A 14,648-nucleotide genomic window follows, 5' to 3' on the forward strand; every position below is an offset into this window, starting at 1 on the left:
TAGGATAATCCCAATGGCTAAACCCTTCTTCGGCAAATTGGCACAGACGGACGGCAGGAGATAGATAGTGATGCCTCACCTCAGTGATCAACAGGCAGAAAAACTAGCAGAGATTGGTGCCTTCCTGCGCGACAAGCGACTCGAACTCGGTCTGAGTCTTGAAGAGTTAGCCGCCAAAACGTTCGTGCGCCAGTCCATCCTTGCAGCCATTGAGAACGCCAGCCTAGAGGAGTTGCCCGAACCGGTCTATACCCAAGGATTTATTCGCCGTTTTGCCGATGCCCTTGGTCTTGATGGCAAAAGTATTGCTGCCAATTTTCCCACGGTGGTTGAGCCTGCGGAGCGCCCCGATAAACCTAGTGTCTCTAGGGGCGGTATGGGTTGGCAGTTGCGTCCGGTTCACCTGTACTTGATGTACTTTGCCCTTGTCGCAGCAGCAGTGGCTGCGTTGGCCTATCTCTTTCGGCCCCAACCCCAAAGCATTACTGATTTACCCCCCGCACCTACCCCTACAGCATCCCCCAGCCCGACACCCACCCCTACCGTAGCGGCAACACCGACACCCAGTCCCACTATCCCTGAAACGGTTGAGGTCAAATTGTCCCTCTCCGATGCTGTGTGGCTAGAGGTGGAGGCCGATGGTCGAGTTGTCTATGCCGGCATTCTGGAGTCAGGGACAGAGCGCCGTTGGCAAGCTAAGGAACGCTTGATTGTCCGCACGGGCAATGCGGGCGCTGTCAAAGTGAGTGTCAATAATGGCCCGTCCCAACCCATGGGGCAACCCGGCGAAGTCACAGAAAAAGAATTTCTTGCCAGTCAGGCCACTTCCGAGACCACAAGCACGTTAACAGTCCCTGAGCGTACCGTCTCCAACTAGGTTGTCCTCAATGGATGAAGCAATCATCTATCAAGTGGGGGGCAGTTTACCCACCACATCGGCAGTCTATGTCCGACGGCAAGCGGATGCCGATCTCTTGGCTGCCCTCACTGCTGGCGAGTTTTGCTATATTCTCAATTCGCGGCAAATGGGCAAATCTAGCTTGCGGGTGCAGGTGACGCAGCAATTGATGACCATGGGGTATCGCTGTGCTGCCCTCGACATTACCAAAATTGGCAGCCAAAATATTCACCCCGAGCAGTGGTATGCCAGCTTTGTTGGTGCCCTCATTCAGGGATTTCAGTTAACTGATGTGGTCTCGTTGCGCTCTTGGTGGCGCGATCGCCAGCTGGTGTCACCCATTCAACGCCTCAGTGAATTTGTAGAAACGGTGCTCCTTGCCTACACCCGTGAACCCCTTGTGATTTTCATTGATGAAATTGATAGTTTGTTGAGTTTGCCCTTTTCCACCGACGATTTTTTTGCTTGGATCCGCGCTTGTTACAACCAACGGGCAGATCGTCCGGAATATCAGCGCTTAACCTTTGCCCTCTTTGGCGTGGCCACCCCCGATCAACTGATTCAAGATAAGCAGCGCACTCCCTTTAACATTGGTCGTGCCATTGACCTACAGGGATTTACCCTGGCGGAAGCCACCCCCCTCCTCAAGGGCATTGCCCATCTCAGCGACAACCCTAATCAACTCTTGGCGGAAATTCTCCACTGGACAGGCGGCCAACCCTTCTTGACCCAGAAACTCTGTCGCCTGCTGCAACAGCATGGGTCATTCATGCCAGCCTCAATGCTCTCCCAGCAGTTATCCCAGTTTGTCCAAGCGCATATCCTTCAAGATTGGGAACGCCAAGATGAACCCGAACACTTGAAAACCATCCGCAATCGCTTGCTGGCGGATGAACAGCGCATTGGTCGTCTCTTGGGTCTCTATCAGCGCGTTTTAGAAACGGGGGGTATTCCCCTTGATGGCAGTAGTGAGCAGCGTGCCCTCGCTTTGACGGGATTGGTGTGCCAGCGTCAAGGGAAGTTACAGGTCTTTAACCCCATCTATGCCCAAGTTTTTAATCCCCAGTGGGTTGAGCAACAGTTGGCACAACTGCGCCCTTACAGTGAAGAATTCCAAGCATGGTTACGCTCTGGGGGGAGTGATAGCTCCCGGCTCCTGCGGGGACAGGCGCTTGAGGAAGCGCTACTCTGGGCGAGTGGCAAAAGTCTCAGTGATCTGGACTACCAGTACCTCTCTGCGAGTCAAGAGGCAAACCAAAAGGCAATTCAAGATACTCTCCTCTTAGAACGCCAAGAAAAAGAAGCCATCAGCGCGGCCAATCGAATTCTGGAGGCAGCTCGTCGCAAAGCCAGTCGTCTAACTCAGCGGGCACTGATGGCACTGGGTGTTGTTTCTGTAATTTCCTTGGGGGTAGCTGCGATTTTGGCAAAGACCTATGCTGATTTGCAGGCCAGCCAAGCCAGTTTAGCCCTTGAGCAAACCAGTAATGATCTCCTAGAGCAGTTTCAAAGCCAAGAGTTGCCTGCTCTTTTGGCAGGTATTCAGGCAGGACGTGACTTAAAACGCTTGGTGGGCGATCGCCCCTTGAGTCAATACCCCACCACCCGCCCTCTCTTCGTGCTCAATTTCTTCCTCGATCACATCCAAGCCCGCAACCAATGGCAGAGTGAAAATACTCCCCTGATGGCGGCCTTTTTGAGTGCCGACGGTCAGCAACTCAGCATTAGTGAAAGCGGCCTTGTGGAGTTTTGGCAAGTGAACGGCGAGCGACTGAGTGCCCAGTCTTTGGGGATTGGCAAGGTTACGCTGGCGCGGCTCAGCCCTGCTGGCGATCGCGTGGGTTTGCTCAATGACAGAGGTGAAATTTCCCTGTGGCGTGTCGAGTCACAAAAACTTGTCCTTGAGCGGCGCTTGCCTCCCCTACCCATCAACAACTTTCGCTTTAGTCCAGAGGGGCAGGAGTTGACGGCCACCACAACGACGGGGGATATGCTGCGTTGGAGCCTTGAGGGGGAATTACTGGCCACTATTCGCACCCCCAGCCAGAGTATCAATAGCTTGAGCTATGCCATCAGGGGCGATCGCTTAGCCACTGCCGATGAAGAAGGCTGGATTCGAGTTTGGTCGCGTCAGGGGGAACTGCTCCAAGCATGGCAAGTTCAAGCCGATCTTCCCGTTCCTCAAACCAGTTTGACCTATCTCAGTAATGGCCAACTGGCCACGGTAGGCAAAGATGGTACTCTTCGCCTTTGGAACGCTAAGGGGCAGCAAATCAATCAATGGCGTGTCAGTGCTGCTCCCGTTTATTTTGTGGGTACGTCTCCTGTGGGCTATCGGCTATTGACCCTGAGCACCGATAACACTATGCGTCTGTGGCAACCAACGGGTGAGCTGATTGCTGAGTTAAGGGGTCATGAACGCCTGATCAATACAGTGAGTTTTAATGCAACGGGATCAGTGCTTCTCAGTAGCGATCGCGGGGGGCAGATGACGTTGTGGTACCTCGATCATCACCGCACAGAACACTGGCTTGCCAATCAGGAAAGTGTTTGGACAGTAGCCCTCGATCCCCAAGCTGCCACATTGGTAACAGGGGGCAAAGATGGTCGCGTCAAGCACTGGCGACGGGATGGTACGCTCTTGGCCACAACCCCAGTGCTCGATCCCCAAGGCATCAACCAAGTACTCTTTAGTCCAAGGGCTGACAGGGTGGCGATCGCCACCAAAGGGGGCAAACTCGTCCTCTGGAATCTTTGGGATCAGTCCCAACAAACATGGCAACTCCCCATTGAAGCGCCTCTATACGCCGTGGCCATGGATCCACAACAGCGGTACCTGGCCGCCGGGGATGAAAAAGGCACGATTTATCTCGTTGATCTTCAGCGACCAGAGAAAATTCAAAAACGCAAAACGGAAGGGGAAATTTGGAGCCTCAGCTTCCATCCGAAACTCCCCCTCCTCGCGAGTACGGGGTCTGCGGGCACAATTGAGGTCTGGAATTTTGAGGGCGATCGCCCTGCCTACCGCTTAAATCCAGATGCAGGATGGCTGACCAGTCTTGAATTTAGTGCCAATGGCCAATTCTTAGCGGCGGCTGGCGAAAGTGGTTCCGTCTATTTGTGGTCAATTCACAGCAAAAATGCCCCCAGTAATCCCCGTCTGTTTCGTGCTCACCAGCGGAGTATTGTCAGTCTGGGTCTTAGCCCGAATGGTGAAATGATTGCCACCGCCTCTCCCGATCGCAGTGTGCGGGTTTGGAACCAAAAAGGCCAGCTCATTACACTCATTGATCGCATTTCTGCCATTCCCTACAGCGTTGACGTGAGTGGCCAAGAGGAACTTTATGTGGCGATCGGTACCGAGGATGACGAAGTCTTGATTAGCCCGCTGGCTACCCTAGCACAGTTACTAACCAGCGCCTGTGACTGGCTCAAAGACTACCGTCAACAAAATCCCGCTGTTGCTCAAGCCTGTCCCTAAACGCTCGCAAGGGAAGCAAGCGGATTGGGAACCTCCTCGCTGGTGAATTGCCCCATTAGCACATACTCCAAGCGCAGCTTCAGCCACTGGATAAATTGCGGGTTGGTGGAGATAATGGCTGCGGCAGGCTGTGGACAACGCGCCTTCTGTTCAGCAAACTGGGGCTGCTCTAAAAAGGCAGGTTCTGGCACCAGCCAAAAATCAATCTCTTTACCTTGCTCTCGATAATGACGCTGTCGCTCGCGAAACACTTCTTCAAGGGGTTCTTCCTCAGTCAAAAACTTTTTGCTTGCGAGAATGTAATAGTACGTCGCCATAGGGATCTATGCAAAACCACAACATATTCTATACAGTCCTCAGCTTACCATAGGGGGACCCCCTGCCTCCATAACGCTCTAGTTGTAAACTACCCGACGCTGAGCTAAGCTACAGCGCGGGCTTTCAGTAGCCCTGCAGTTATCTGGCAAGACAACCAGGGACCTCTAGGACGGTTTACGCTCGCCCCCATAGCTGCAATATTTTTTGCACCGTTGAAATCCGCATCCCCCTGCCAACCCCAATGCCCGCACTTAAACTGCTTGCCGCTCCGATAGGACTGATCCGGGTCGGGGTGGATGTGCAGGCATGGGTGACAGGTCTGGCTCGTATAGGCCGGGTTCACCAAAATCACCTTCACCCTAGCCCTCAAGGCTTTGTAGCCGATAAACAGTCTCAGTTGGTAAAACGCCCAACTGTTGCTGCGTCTGCGTTCCGTTAATGACATTGAAGAACGGATTCGTCAGCTCTCTGCTGATCAAATCGAAGCGTTGGCAGAAGCACGCCTAGACTTCACTGATCTAGAGGAAGTGTCTGCGTGGCTCGATCGCTCCACCTAAGAATACTGCCTTGATCGTTGATCTATTCGGATGACATGCCCTAGCACCAAGAGGGGTAACATCCACTGTTAAAATTTGTGATGGATTATCCATACGCGCAGCATTTTTGCCCTTAGGAGAGAACTAATTTGAGCGAAGCAGCCGTTGCCATTGTCACTGGTGCCTCACGCGGGATTGGTCGGGCGATCGCCCTCGAACTGGCCAAAAAAGGAGCCACTGTGGTTGTCAACTACGCCCGTTCTGCTGAGGCTGCCCTTGAAGTGGTACAGATGATTGAACAGCAAGGGGGAACAGCGATCGCGATCGCTGCCGATGTGTCTATCCCTGAGCAGGTGGAGACCCTCGTGGCCAAAACCGTGGAAACCTATGGCCGTGTGGATGTCTTGGTCAACAATGCCGGTATTACCCGCGACACGCTGCTGCTGCGTATGAGCCTCGAGGACTGGCAAGCAGTGATTAACCTGAACCTTACCGGGGTTTTCCTGTGTACTCGGGCTGTGAGTAAACTGATGCTCAAGCAAAAACGGGGGCGGATTATTAACATTGCCTCGGTGGCCGGACAAATGGGCAACCCCGGCCAAGCCAACTATAGTGCCGCCAAAGCAGGGGTGATTGGCTTTACCAAAACGGTGGCCAAGGAACTGGCCAGTCGAGGCATTACCGTGAATGCCGTGGCTCCCGGCTTTATTGCCACTGAGATGACCGCTGGACTCAAGGCAGAGGACATTCTTAAATTCATTCCCCTAGGGCGGTATGGCGACCCCACAGAAGTGGCAGGAATGGTGCGCTTTTTGGCCTTGGATCCGGCAGCCGCCTACATTACGGGGCAAGTCTTCAATGTGGATGGTGGTATGGTGATGGCCTAGGCGCCTTGGAGTAGTACAGCAACCCATGACCGACGCGATTACGCTCCCTAGTCAATACGATCCCAAGCAAACGGAGGCCAAGTGGCAACAGCTTTGGGAAAGCAGTGGTGTCTTTCACGCTGACCCCAACCACCCCGGCAAACCCTATTGCATTGTCATTCCGCCGCCGAATGTCACCGGCAGTTTGCACATGGGGCACGCCTTTGAGCACGCCCTGATTGATGTGCTGATTCGCTATCACCGCATGATTGGCCGCAACGTTCTCTGGCTGCCGGGCACAGACCATGCCAGTATTGCCGTTAGCACGATTTTGGATCAACAGTTGCAGGCAGAGGGCACCAACCGCTTTGCCTTGGGACGAGACGCCTATCTCCAGCGGGCTTGGGCGTGGAAAGAGTCCTCGGGCAATACGATTGTTAGCCAAATTCGTCGCTTGGGACTGTCGGTGGATTGGTCGCGGGAACGCTTCACAATGGACGAGGGGCTGTCGCGGGCGGTGCTGACCGCTTTTAATCGCCTCTATGAAGCAGGGCTAATCTATCGCGGCAAGTATTTGGTGAACTGGTGCCCCGCCAGTCAATCGGCAGTCTCAGATTTGGAGGTAGAAAATCGCGAAGTGCAGGGGCATCTCTGGTATTTTCGCTATCCCCTCACGGATGGTTCAGGATATTTAGAGGTGGCCACAACTCGTCCGGAAACCATGCTGGGGGATACGGCGGTGGCAGTTCACCCTGAGGACGATCGCTATCGCCATTTCATTGGTAAAACCCTGCGCCTGCCGCTTGTGAATCGAGACATTCCAATCATCGGCGATCCACTGGTGGATCCCACCTTTGGCACTGGCTGTGTGAAAGTGACACCAGCCCACGATCCCAATGATTTTGTCATGGGGCAACGCCATCACCTGCCGATGATTAACCTGATGAATAAGGATGGCACCCTCAACGAGAATGCTGGCGAGTTTGCCGGTCTGGATCGCTTTGTGGCGCGTAAACAGGTGGTGGCTCGCCTAGAGGCAGAGGGCTTTTTGGTGCGGGTGGAGGACTATAAACACACCGTTCCCTACAGCGATCGCGGCAAAGTACCCATTGAACCCCTCCTCTCTACTCAATGGTTTGTGAAAATTCGTCCCCTCGCGGATGCCACCCTCAAGGCGCTGGATAAAAAGCATTCCCCCCGCTTTATCCCCGATCGCTGGACAAAGGTCTATCGCGATTGGCTGGTGAACTTACGGGATTGGTGTATTTCACGGCAACTGTGGTGGGGGCATCAAATTCCCGCTTGGTATGTAGTCAGTGAAACCGATGGCGAAGTGCGCGATGAAACCCCCTTTGTGGTGGCAATGAATGAAACGGAGGCGCGTGCCAAGGCGATTGCCCAATTTGGCGAGGAGATTCAACTCCAGCAGGATCAGGACGTCCTAGATACGTGGTTTTCCTCCGGCCTATGGCCTTTTTCCACACTGGGCTGGCCTGATGATACGCCAGACTATCGCCGCTATTACCCCACCACCACCCTTGTGACCGGGTTTGACATTATCTTTTTCTGGGTGGCGCGGATGACCATGCTGGGGCAGTACTTCACGGGTAAAATCCCCTTCCGCGATGTCTATATCCACGGTTTGGTGCGGGATGAAAACAACAAGAAAATGTCCAAATCCGCCAACAATGGCATTGACCCGCTGATTCTCATTGATAAATATGGCACCGATGCCCTGCGCTATAGCTTAGTCAAAGAAGTGGTGGGTGCTGGTCAGGATATTCGCTTGGCCTACAACCGCAAAACCGATGAATCAGCCACCGTCGAGGCGGCACGCAACTTTGCCAACAAGCTTTGGAATGCCTCTCGCTTTGTGCTGTTGAATCTAGAGGGACAAACCCCCGCCCAGTTGGGGGTACCGCAGCGGCGGGACTTAGCGGCCAGCGATCGCTGGATTCTCAGTCGCTACCACACTGCTGTCCAAACCACCCGCGAACGCATTGAAAGCTACGGCCTTGGGGAGGCAGCCAAGGGACTCTATGAATTTATCTGGGGGGATTTTTGCGACTGGTACATTGAACTGGTGAAGCCCCGCTTGCAAGGGGACAACGCTAAAGCTAAGCGCGTTGCGCAACAGGTGCTGGCCACGGTTCTCGATGGCATCCTGAAGCTACTTCATCCTTTCATGCCCCACATCACAGAGGAAATTTGGCACACGCTGCATCAGGTGGGAGAAAGCGAACTTTTGGCAGTGCAACCCTACCCGAAAGTCAATCGCCGTGCCATTGACCCCAACCTTGAAGCCCAATTTAGCCTTTTGATTGAAACCATCCGCACGATTCGCAATCTGCGGGCAGAGGCGGGGATTAAACCGGGGCTGTATATTACCGCCCTGATTGAGGCCAGTGCTGAGGAAGCACCGATCTTTGAAGCTGGGGCGGCGGATATTCAACACTTGGCGCGTCTTGAGTCGCTCACCATTGGCACCGGACTGCAAATTCCCCAGCAGGTCTTTAGCGGTGTGGTAGGCAAAAGTGAGGTGCTGATTCCCCTCGCGGGGGTCGTGGATGTGGCAGCCTTGGTGACGAAGCTCCAGAAGGAGGGCGATCGCCTGACCAAAGACATTCAATCTTTAACAGCTCGCCTCAGTAACCCGAACTTTGTCAACAAAGCCCAACCAGAGGTGGTGGCTACGGCTCAAGCCCAACTCACTGCTGCCCAACAGCAACTGACGATTATTGAGCGCCGACTCCAATCCCTGAGTGCCCATGCCTAAACCCAATCCTGACGAGCAGCCCAAAATCAAATAATACCCAGACAAAAAATAGGGGGGTCGTTTCCCCCCCCCTAAACTGCAATTCAACTGCAATGAACTAAGAAAATCTCAGCCCTAGTAGCGATAGCCGCTGTAGCCACTGTTGGCCTGATTGGGCTTATAGACAATAAAGCTCATCACTTGGCACTGCTTGATATTGTCAAAGGCCACCACGCGGATGAAGCAGTTGGGATATTCCGAGCGGCACTGCTGCACCTCGTTGAGCACCTCTTGGGCGTTGGTGCAATTAAACAGCGGCAGCTTCCACATGGTCCAGTAACGGACTTCCGCATCAGAGCTTTCGTTGAACTCCACGCAGGGGTGGTAGCCCTGATCAATGGCGTACTGAATCTGGCGAGCAATTTGGGCGTCACTAAGGGGAGGCAGGTAGGAGAAGGTTTCGTAACGACGCTCTTTGGGCAGTGTTTTCATAGGTTCCTCAATTGGTTCACAGTCAATAAATTAAATTATTCAGGGGTTTCGGGGTTGCTGCTCTCAACATTGGCTTCCGACACTTGGGTCATCCGCTCCAGTTGTTGACAGCGGTGGTGCAAATTGGCCTGCTGGATGCCAGCGCGGAGCATTTCCGGTAGGTAGTCCGCCACCATTTCTGCGAGATGTTCGCGTACGGTGAGAATGCGAAAACCGAGATCGGGCTGTTCGCGAAAGAGGGCTTCCAAGTACCGTTCACCATCTTGAATACTTTCTTGACTCGTGAACTGGTGTAGCCAGAGCGATCGCGGTGGATCGGTTTCAGCCAGTTGTCCAATCACGGTTCGCACCGCCTGATAGGTGAGATAACTCATCAGGGTTTTGGTGGTTTGCTTCGCAATGTGCTTGACATCCATAGACCTACGGGGAAATCGTTGCCATCGCTCCGATTGAACCCCAACTGCACCACCTAGATCGTGTCCTGCGCTTCAAACTCAAACTTGATTTCTTTCCAGAGTTCGCAGGCAGCGGCCAGTTCTGGACTCCAACGAGCCGCTTCACGGATGATGTCACCGCCTTCGCGCATGAGGTCACGACCTTCGTTGCGAGCTTGGATACAGGCTTCAAGGGCAACGCGGTTGGCCGTTGCACCCGGTGCATTCCCCCAAGGGTGACCCAAAGTACCACCACCGAATTGCAGCACGGCGTCATCCCCAAAGATGTCCACAAGGGCAGGCATGTGCCAGACGTGAATTCCACCGGAGGCCACGGCCATCACACCCGGCATCGAGGCCCAGTCTTGGGTGAAGTAAATGCCACGGGAGCGATCCTGCTCAATGTAATTTTCCCGCAGTAGATCCACAAAGCCTAGGGTAACCGCTTTATCCCCTTCGAGCTTACCGACCACGGTACCGGTGTGGATATGGTCACCACCGGACATCCGCAAGCACTTGGCTAGGACTCGGAAGTGAATCCCATGGTTCTTCTGGCGGTCAATCACTGCGTGCATGGCGCGGTGAATGTGCAGGAGCATGCCATTGTCACGGCACCATTTAGCAAGGGTGGTGTTGGCAGTGAAGCCAGCGGTGAGGAAGTCGTGCATGATGATGGGCATTTCCAGTTCTTTGGCGAACTCTGCCCGTTTCAGCATTTCTTCGCAGGTCGCAGCGGTCACGTTCAAGTAGTGGCCTTTAATTTCGCCGGTTTCTGCTTGGGCTTTGTGAACAGCATCAGCCACAAACAGGAAGCGATCGCGCCAGCGTTGGAAAGGCTGGGAGTTGATGTTTTCGTCATCCTTGGTGAAGTCCAGACCACCGCGCAAGCATTCGTAAACGGCACGGCCATAGTTTTTCGCCGACAACCCCAGTTTCGGCTTAATCGTGCAGCCCAAGAGGGGACGACCGTATTTATTCAATTTGTCGCGTTCTACTTGGATACCGTGGGGTGGCCCTTGGAAAGTTTTCAGGTAAGCCACAGGAATCCGCAGGTCTTCAAGGCGCAAAGCTTTGAGGGCTTTGAAACCAAACACGTTCCCCACAATGGAGGTGAGCATGTTAGTGACAGAGCCTTCTTCAAAGAGATCCAGCGGATAGGCAATGTAGGCAATGAACTGGTTGTCTTCACCGGGCAGCGGTTCGATATCGTAGCAGCGACCTTTGTAGCGATCCAAGTCGGTCAGCAGGTCGGTCCACACGGTGGTCCATGTCCCAGTGGAGGATTCAGCGGCAACGGCGGCAGCGGCTTCCTCAAAGGGCACCCCCGGCTGTGGCGTGACACGAAAGGCCGCTAGAATATCGGTATCTTTGGGGGTGTAATCAGGGGTGTAGTAAGTCAGGCGGTAGTCCTTTACCCCTGCCTGATACCCAACTTTCTGGGATTTTGATTGTGTATAGGCCATAGACGTTTTTCCTCTTTAACAGTTACTGTGCCGAATAGAGCAATCTCTATGGGCAACTTTTGCAATGGGTAGTGTGAACGCTACGATTCCCCAAAATGGGGCAACATTGAGCAGTGCAAAACTCAGCGAGATGATGCAACCATCCGCAAGCCTGTGATATCGTCGTAGGTCTTATGCTTAAGCATCAGCTTAGTTGATACCCAATGCAATAACTTTTGCTTTGAAGATTCTTAATTATTCTATAGGTTTGGGTTATCAATCTTTAGAGTTGTTTATAGGTTGCTAATCGGAAGTACATAACTATAGCCTTCTGTCTATTCAAATAGACTCGATGATTATCTGTAATCAATTTAACGACCCTTACGGGGGGGAGATCGCTCTATTGTTTTTGAAGAAAAGGGGGTGGAATTTCTATGAGTCCGATTATTCAATGGTATCCCGGCCACATTGCCAAGGCAGAACGCGCCCTGAAGGAACAACTGAAACAGGTGGATGTGATTTTTGAAGTGCGGGATGCGCGGATTCCCCTTGCCAGTTGCCATCCCCAAATTCGGCAGTGGGCGAGCGGCAAGCACCGCCTTTTGGTGCTCAATGGTATGGACAGAATTAGCGATCGCGATCGCCAGCAATGGCAGAGTTGGTTTGAGACCCAAGGAGAAACTGTCTTTTTCACCAATGCACAGCGGGGGGAAGGCATTCGCCGACTCCAACAGGCAGCAGTGCGGGCAGGGGCTGCCATGAATCAACGCCGTCAACAGCGGGGTATGCAAATGCGAGCCGTGCGGGCTGTGGTTCTGGGGTTTCCCAATGTGGGCAAGTCAGCACTGATTAATCGCTTGTTGCAGCAACGGGTGGTCGAGAGTGCCGCTCGGCCGGGGGTGACGCGGCAGCTGCGTTGGGTGCGTTTGTCTCCCACCTTGGAACTTTTGGATGCCCCCGGTGTCTTACCGATGAATTTCAAGAATCAAGAGGCGGCAGTAAAACTGGCCATTTGTGATGACATTGGCCAAGCGGCCTACGATCCTTGCCGGGTGGCACCGATTCTTGTTGAGCTACTGCATCAGTTAGGACACGCCGATCGCCTGAGCGATCGCTATGGTTTAGCCGTCACCGACACGGGTGAAACCTATCTTCATGATCTCGCCACTAACCGCTACCACGGCGACTTGGAACGGGCGGCACGACACCTGTTGCAGGACTACCGCCGCGGTTACTTGGGGGCGATCGCCCTTGAGCATCCTCCTCAGTAATATCCATGCACCCAACGCAAATGGAGACAACTGTGAAAACACTGATAATTACTGTACAGGTAGGCTGGCGGTGCAATGATGGTATAGTGCGCAGTTTTGGAGCAGATGGCAGTCGCAAGGAGCCACGCCCTCTGGATGAACTGGATGAGCAATTGGGCATCGAACGGGGTTTCCATGATCCTGAGGGCAAGTACCGCCACCGGGTCCGCCTACGCGTGGGGATGAGAGCGGTTGCAATCCTCAGCCTAAGCGGCAATCTCTACACCAAAGACCTCTTGGAAGACCTTGCGTACCTTGTAGCCGGAGTCAATGGACTCGAGGGGATCCTTGCGCAGTCGGTGGCGCAAACAGAGAACAATTACCCGCGCAATATCTTCAACAGTGACCTCTGTGCGTCCCTCAAAGGCAGCTAGGGCCTTGGCCGCGCGATTGGTGACAATGTCTCCCCGCAGGCCATCCACATCTAGCTCAGCACACACTTGGGAAATTTTCACCCGCAGTTCGTGGTCAATGGTGACGCTGGGCAATAGGGCTTGAGCAGCCACTAGCTTGGCTTGAAGGGCTTCCTGTTGGGCTTGGTATTTGGCCAAGAAGGCTTCGGGATTTTGATCAAATTGCGATCGCTGCTCCACAATTTCCACCCGCAGGGTTGGATCTTTGACCGTGCGAATCTCAGCGTGCATGCCAAAGCGATCCAACAGTTGCGGTCGCAGTTCGCCTTCCTCCGGATTGCCAGACCCAACCAAGACAAAGCGTGCCGGGTGCCGAATGGAAATGCCCTCGCGCTCAACGGTATTCCAGCCGGAGGCAGCGGCATCGAGGAGAACATCCACTAAGTGATCGTCGAGGAGGTTGACTTCATCCACATAGAGAATGCCGCGATTTGCCTTAGCCAAGAGTCCCGGTTCAAAGGCTTTCACTCCCTCAGCAAGGGCTTTTTCAATGTCAATCGTGCCGCACACCCGATCCTCCGTTGCCCCTAGGGGCAGATCCACCATGGGCACTTTTTTCTTGATGGTGTGAATCGGTTCACCCGCTGCTACGGCCACCTTCACAGCATCGCTCATGAGATCGGGGTCGCTGGGGTGACTATTAAAAGGATCATCGGCCACCACTTCAATTTCGGGAAGCAGATCCGCCAGGGCACGAATCGTGGTGGATTTGCCTGTGCCGCGATCGCCCATGATCATGACGCCACCAATTTTGGGGTCAATGACATTGAGCAGCAGCGACAGTTTCATTTCATCTTGACCGACAATTGCCGCAAAGGGGAAAACAGGCCGACGAGGGACAGCAGTCGCAGTCACAGGCATCCGATCGCAAACACAGCATTGATTATTGTGCCACATTGCGTTTGTGCTGCCACAGCAAAATTTTGCCGCAAAATCCTAGCCCTAGGTGGAAAAACCATGGTAACCTATGTAGAGACAATAAAGAGCATAAGTGCTCTCATTGCCTTTGCTCTGCCACATCCATTAAGGCTCTCAATTAGCAACAATCGCTGTGAACCAGCCCAATCATTTCTCATCACCAAGAACGGCAGGGGCTTTACGTGCCAGTGAGGGATGTAGGCCTCAGTTGCGAGCAGTTTTTCACGCCCGACTGTCCATTTTTGAATTGTGTTGTTTTTAAGCTGTTTAAGGGAGGTTTCCTGATGTCCGTGCGTTTATATGTGGGCAATCTGCCGCGTGAACTGAGCCGCGAGGAACTAGAAGCCCTCTTTCATCAAGAGATAGGTGAAGTAGGGACCACTAAGCTGATCACCGATCGCAAAACTGGCAAGTGCCGCGGGTTCGGCTTTGTCACTGTCGAATCTGAGGAGATAGCCGATCAGGTGATTGAGAAACTCAACGGCTACACCTTTAAGGACAATCCCCTCAAGATTGAGAAGGCCAACGACAAGCCCAAGTCTGAAGCCAAAGAAAAAGAAGCAGCAGCGGCAGAAAAACCCAATTCCAGTAACCGCAGTAACAATCGCAAAAATAACAAAAATAATAAAAACAATGGGCGGCGTACCCAAGGGAATTCTACGCCCGCCGAAGATATCTCCACGGAGATGGAAGCGGTTGAACCGGATCCCCGCTGGGCAGATGCCTTAGCACAGCTCAAGGAACGGCTCCTCGCCCAAAGCAGCAACGCTTAACGCTTTTAGGCA

Annotated in this window: 12 protein-coding genes and 1 pseudogene; 7 read left to right on the forward strand and 6 right to left on the reverse strand. The window is 53.5% G+C overall.

Going from position 1 to position 14,648, the window contains the following annotated elements; genetic code table 11:
- Positions 1–70: 70 nt before the first annotated feature.
- Both ACK4HN_RS02490 and ACK4HN_RS02495 read left to right on the forward strand, forming a co-directional pair.
- Positions 71–877, forward strand: coding sequence for a helix-turn-helix domain-containing protein (locus ACK4HN_RS02490; RefSeq protein WP_409869386.1), 807 nt, complete (start codon positions 71–73; stop codon positions 875–877).
- 10 nt (positions 878–887) lie between these two features.
- The gene (locus ACK4HN_RS02495; RefSeq protein ID WP_409869385.1) at positions 888–4,379 is read left to right on the forward strand and encodes an AAA-like domain-containing protein; all 3,492 of its coding nucleotides are present in this window, start codon (positions 888–890) and stop codon (positions 4,377–4,379) included.
- Here ACK4HN_RS02495 and ACK4HN_RS02500 read toward each other — a convergent pair.
- Both ACK4HN_RS02500 and ACK4HN_RS02505 read right to left on the reverse strand, forming a co-directional pair.
- Positions 4,376–4,696, reverse strand: a complete 321-nt coding sequence (locus tag ACK4HN_RS02500; RefSeq protein WP_409850763.1) for an MgPME-cyclase complex family protein — start codon at positions 4,694–4,696, stop codon at positions 4,376–4,378. The two genes, ACK4HN_RS02495 and ACK4HN_RS02500, sit on opposite strands and share 4 nt — an antisense overlap.
- Positions 4,697–4,800: 104 nt before the next feature.
- Positions 4,801–5,139 (reverse strand): annotated as a pseudogene (locus ACK4HN_RS02505) (zinc ribbon domain-containing protein); the annotation flags it as partial.
- Here ACK4HN_RS02505 and ACK4HN_RS02510 point away from each other — a divergent pair.
- From ACK4HN_RS02510 to ACK4HN_RS02520, 3 genes are all read left to right on the forward strand, one after another.
- Positions 5,114–5,254: a DUF4351 domain-containing protein gene (locus ACK4HN_RS02510; protein WP_409869489.1), complete on the forward strand. Its 141-nt coding sequence runs from the start codon at positions 5,114–5,116 to the stop codon at positions 5,252–5,254. The pseudogene ACK4HN_RS02505 and the gene ACK4HN_RS02510 sit on opposite strands and share 26 nt — an antisense overlap.
- Positions 5,255–5,382: 128 nt before the next feature.
- Positions 5,383–6,120 (forward strand): 3-oxoacyl-[acyl-carrier-protein] reductase, encoded by a 738-nt coding sequence (fabG, locus tag ACK4HN_RS02515; protein WP_409849951.1) that lies wholly within the window; start codon positions 5,383–5,385, stop codon positions 6,118–6,120.
- A 25-nt stretch (positions 6,121–6,145) separates the two neighbouring features.
- Positions 6,146–8,875 (forward strand): valine--tRNA ligase, encoded by a 2,730-nt coding sequence (locus tag ACK4HN_RS02520; RefSeq protein WP_409869490.1) that lies wholly within the window; start codon positions 6,146–6,148, stop codon positions 8,873–8,875.
- 114 nt (positions 8,876–8,989) lie between these two features.
- Here ACK4HN_RS02520 and ACK4HN_RS02525 read toward each other — a convergent pair whose 3' ends face one another.
- Genes ACK4HN_RS02525 through ACK4HN_RS02535 form a run of 3 tightly spaced genes read right to left on the reverse strand, consistent with a single transcriptional unit; the run spans position 8,990 to position 11,243 of the window.
- Positions 8,990–9,346 carry a ribulose bisphosphate carboxylase small subunit gene (locus ACK4HN_RS02525; protein ID WP_409849955.1) on the reverse strand — a complete coding sequence of 119 codons (357 nt, stop codon included), beginning with the start codon at positions 9,344–9,346 and terminating at the stop codon, positions 8,990–8,992.
- A 35-nt stretch (positions 9,347–9,381) separates the two neighbouring features.
- Positions 9,382–9,762 carry a RuBisCO chaperone RbcX gene (gene rcbX, locus ACK4HN_RS02530; RefSeq protein ID WP_409869491.1) on the reverse strand — a complete coding sequence of 127 codons (381 nt, stop codon included), beginning with the start codon at positions 9,760–9,762 and terminating at the stop codon, positions 9,382–9,384.
- A 53-nt stretch (positions 9,763–9,815) separates the two neighbouring features.
- Entirely contained in the window at positions 9,816–11,243 is a 1,428-nt protein-coding gene (locus ACK4HN_RS02535) for a form I ribulose bisphosphate carboxylase large subunit (protein WP_409849959.1), read from the reverse strand.
- 413 nt (positions 11,244–11,656) lie between these two features.
- Here ACK4HN_RS02535 and ylqF point away from each other — a divergent pair, with 413 nt between their 5' ends.
- Positions 11,657–12,493 carry a ribosome biogenesis GTPase YlqF gene (gene ylqF / locus ACK4HN_RS02540; protein WP_409869492.1) on the forward strand — a complete coding sequence of 279 codons (837 nt, stop codon included), beginning with the start codon at positions 11,657–11,659 and terminating at the stop codon, positions 12,491–12,493.
- Between the two features lie 245 nt (positions 12,494–12,738).
- Here the strand turns inward: ylqF and bchI are convergent, their stop codons facing one another.
- Positions 12,739–13,806 carry a magnesium chelatase ATPase subunit I gene (gene bchI, locus ACK4HN_RS02545; RefSeq protein WP_409877193.1) on the reverse strand — a complete coding sequence of 356 codons (1,068 nt, stop codon included), beginning with the start codon at positions 13,804–13,806 and terminating at the stop codon, positions 12,739–12,741.
- 341 nt (positions 13,807–14,147) lie between these two features.
- Here bchI and ACK4HN_RS02550 point away from each other — a divergent pair, with 341 nt between their 5' ends.
- The gene (locus tag ACK4HN_RS02550; protein WP_409869494.1) at positions 14,148–14,636 is read left to right on the forward strand and encodes an RNA recognition motif domain-containing protein; all 489 of its coding nucleotides are present in this window, start codon (positions 14,148–14,150) and stop codon (positions 14,634–14,636) included.
- Positions 14,637–14,648 lie beyond the last annotated feature (12 nt).

The sequence above is a fragment of the Thermosynechococcus sp. genome (assembly GCF_046299655.1).
GTDB lineage: Bacteria > Cyanobacteriota > Cyanobacteriia > Thermosynechococcales > Thermosynechococcaceae > Thermosynechococcus.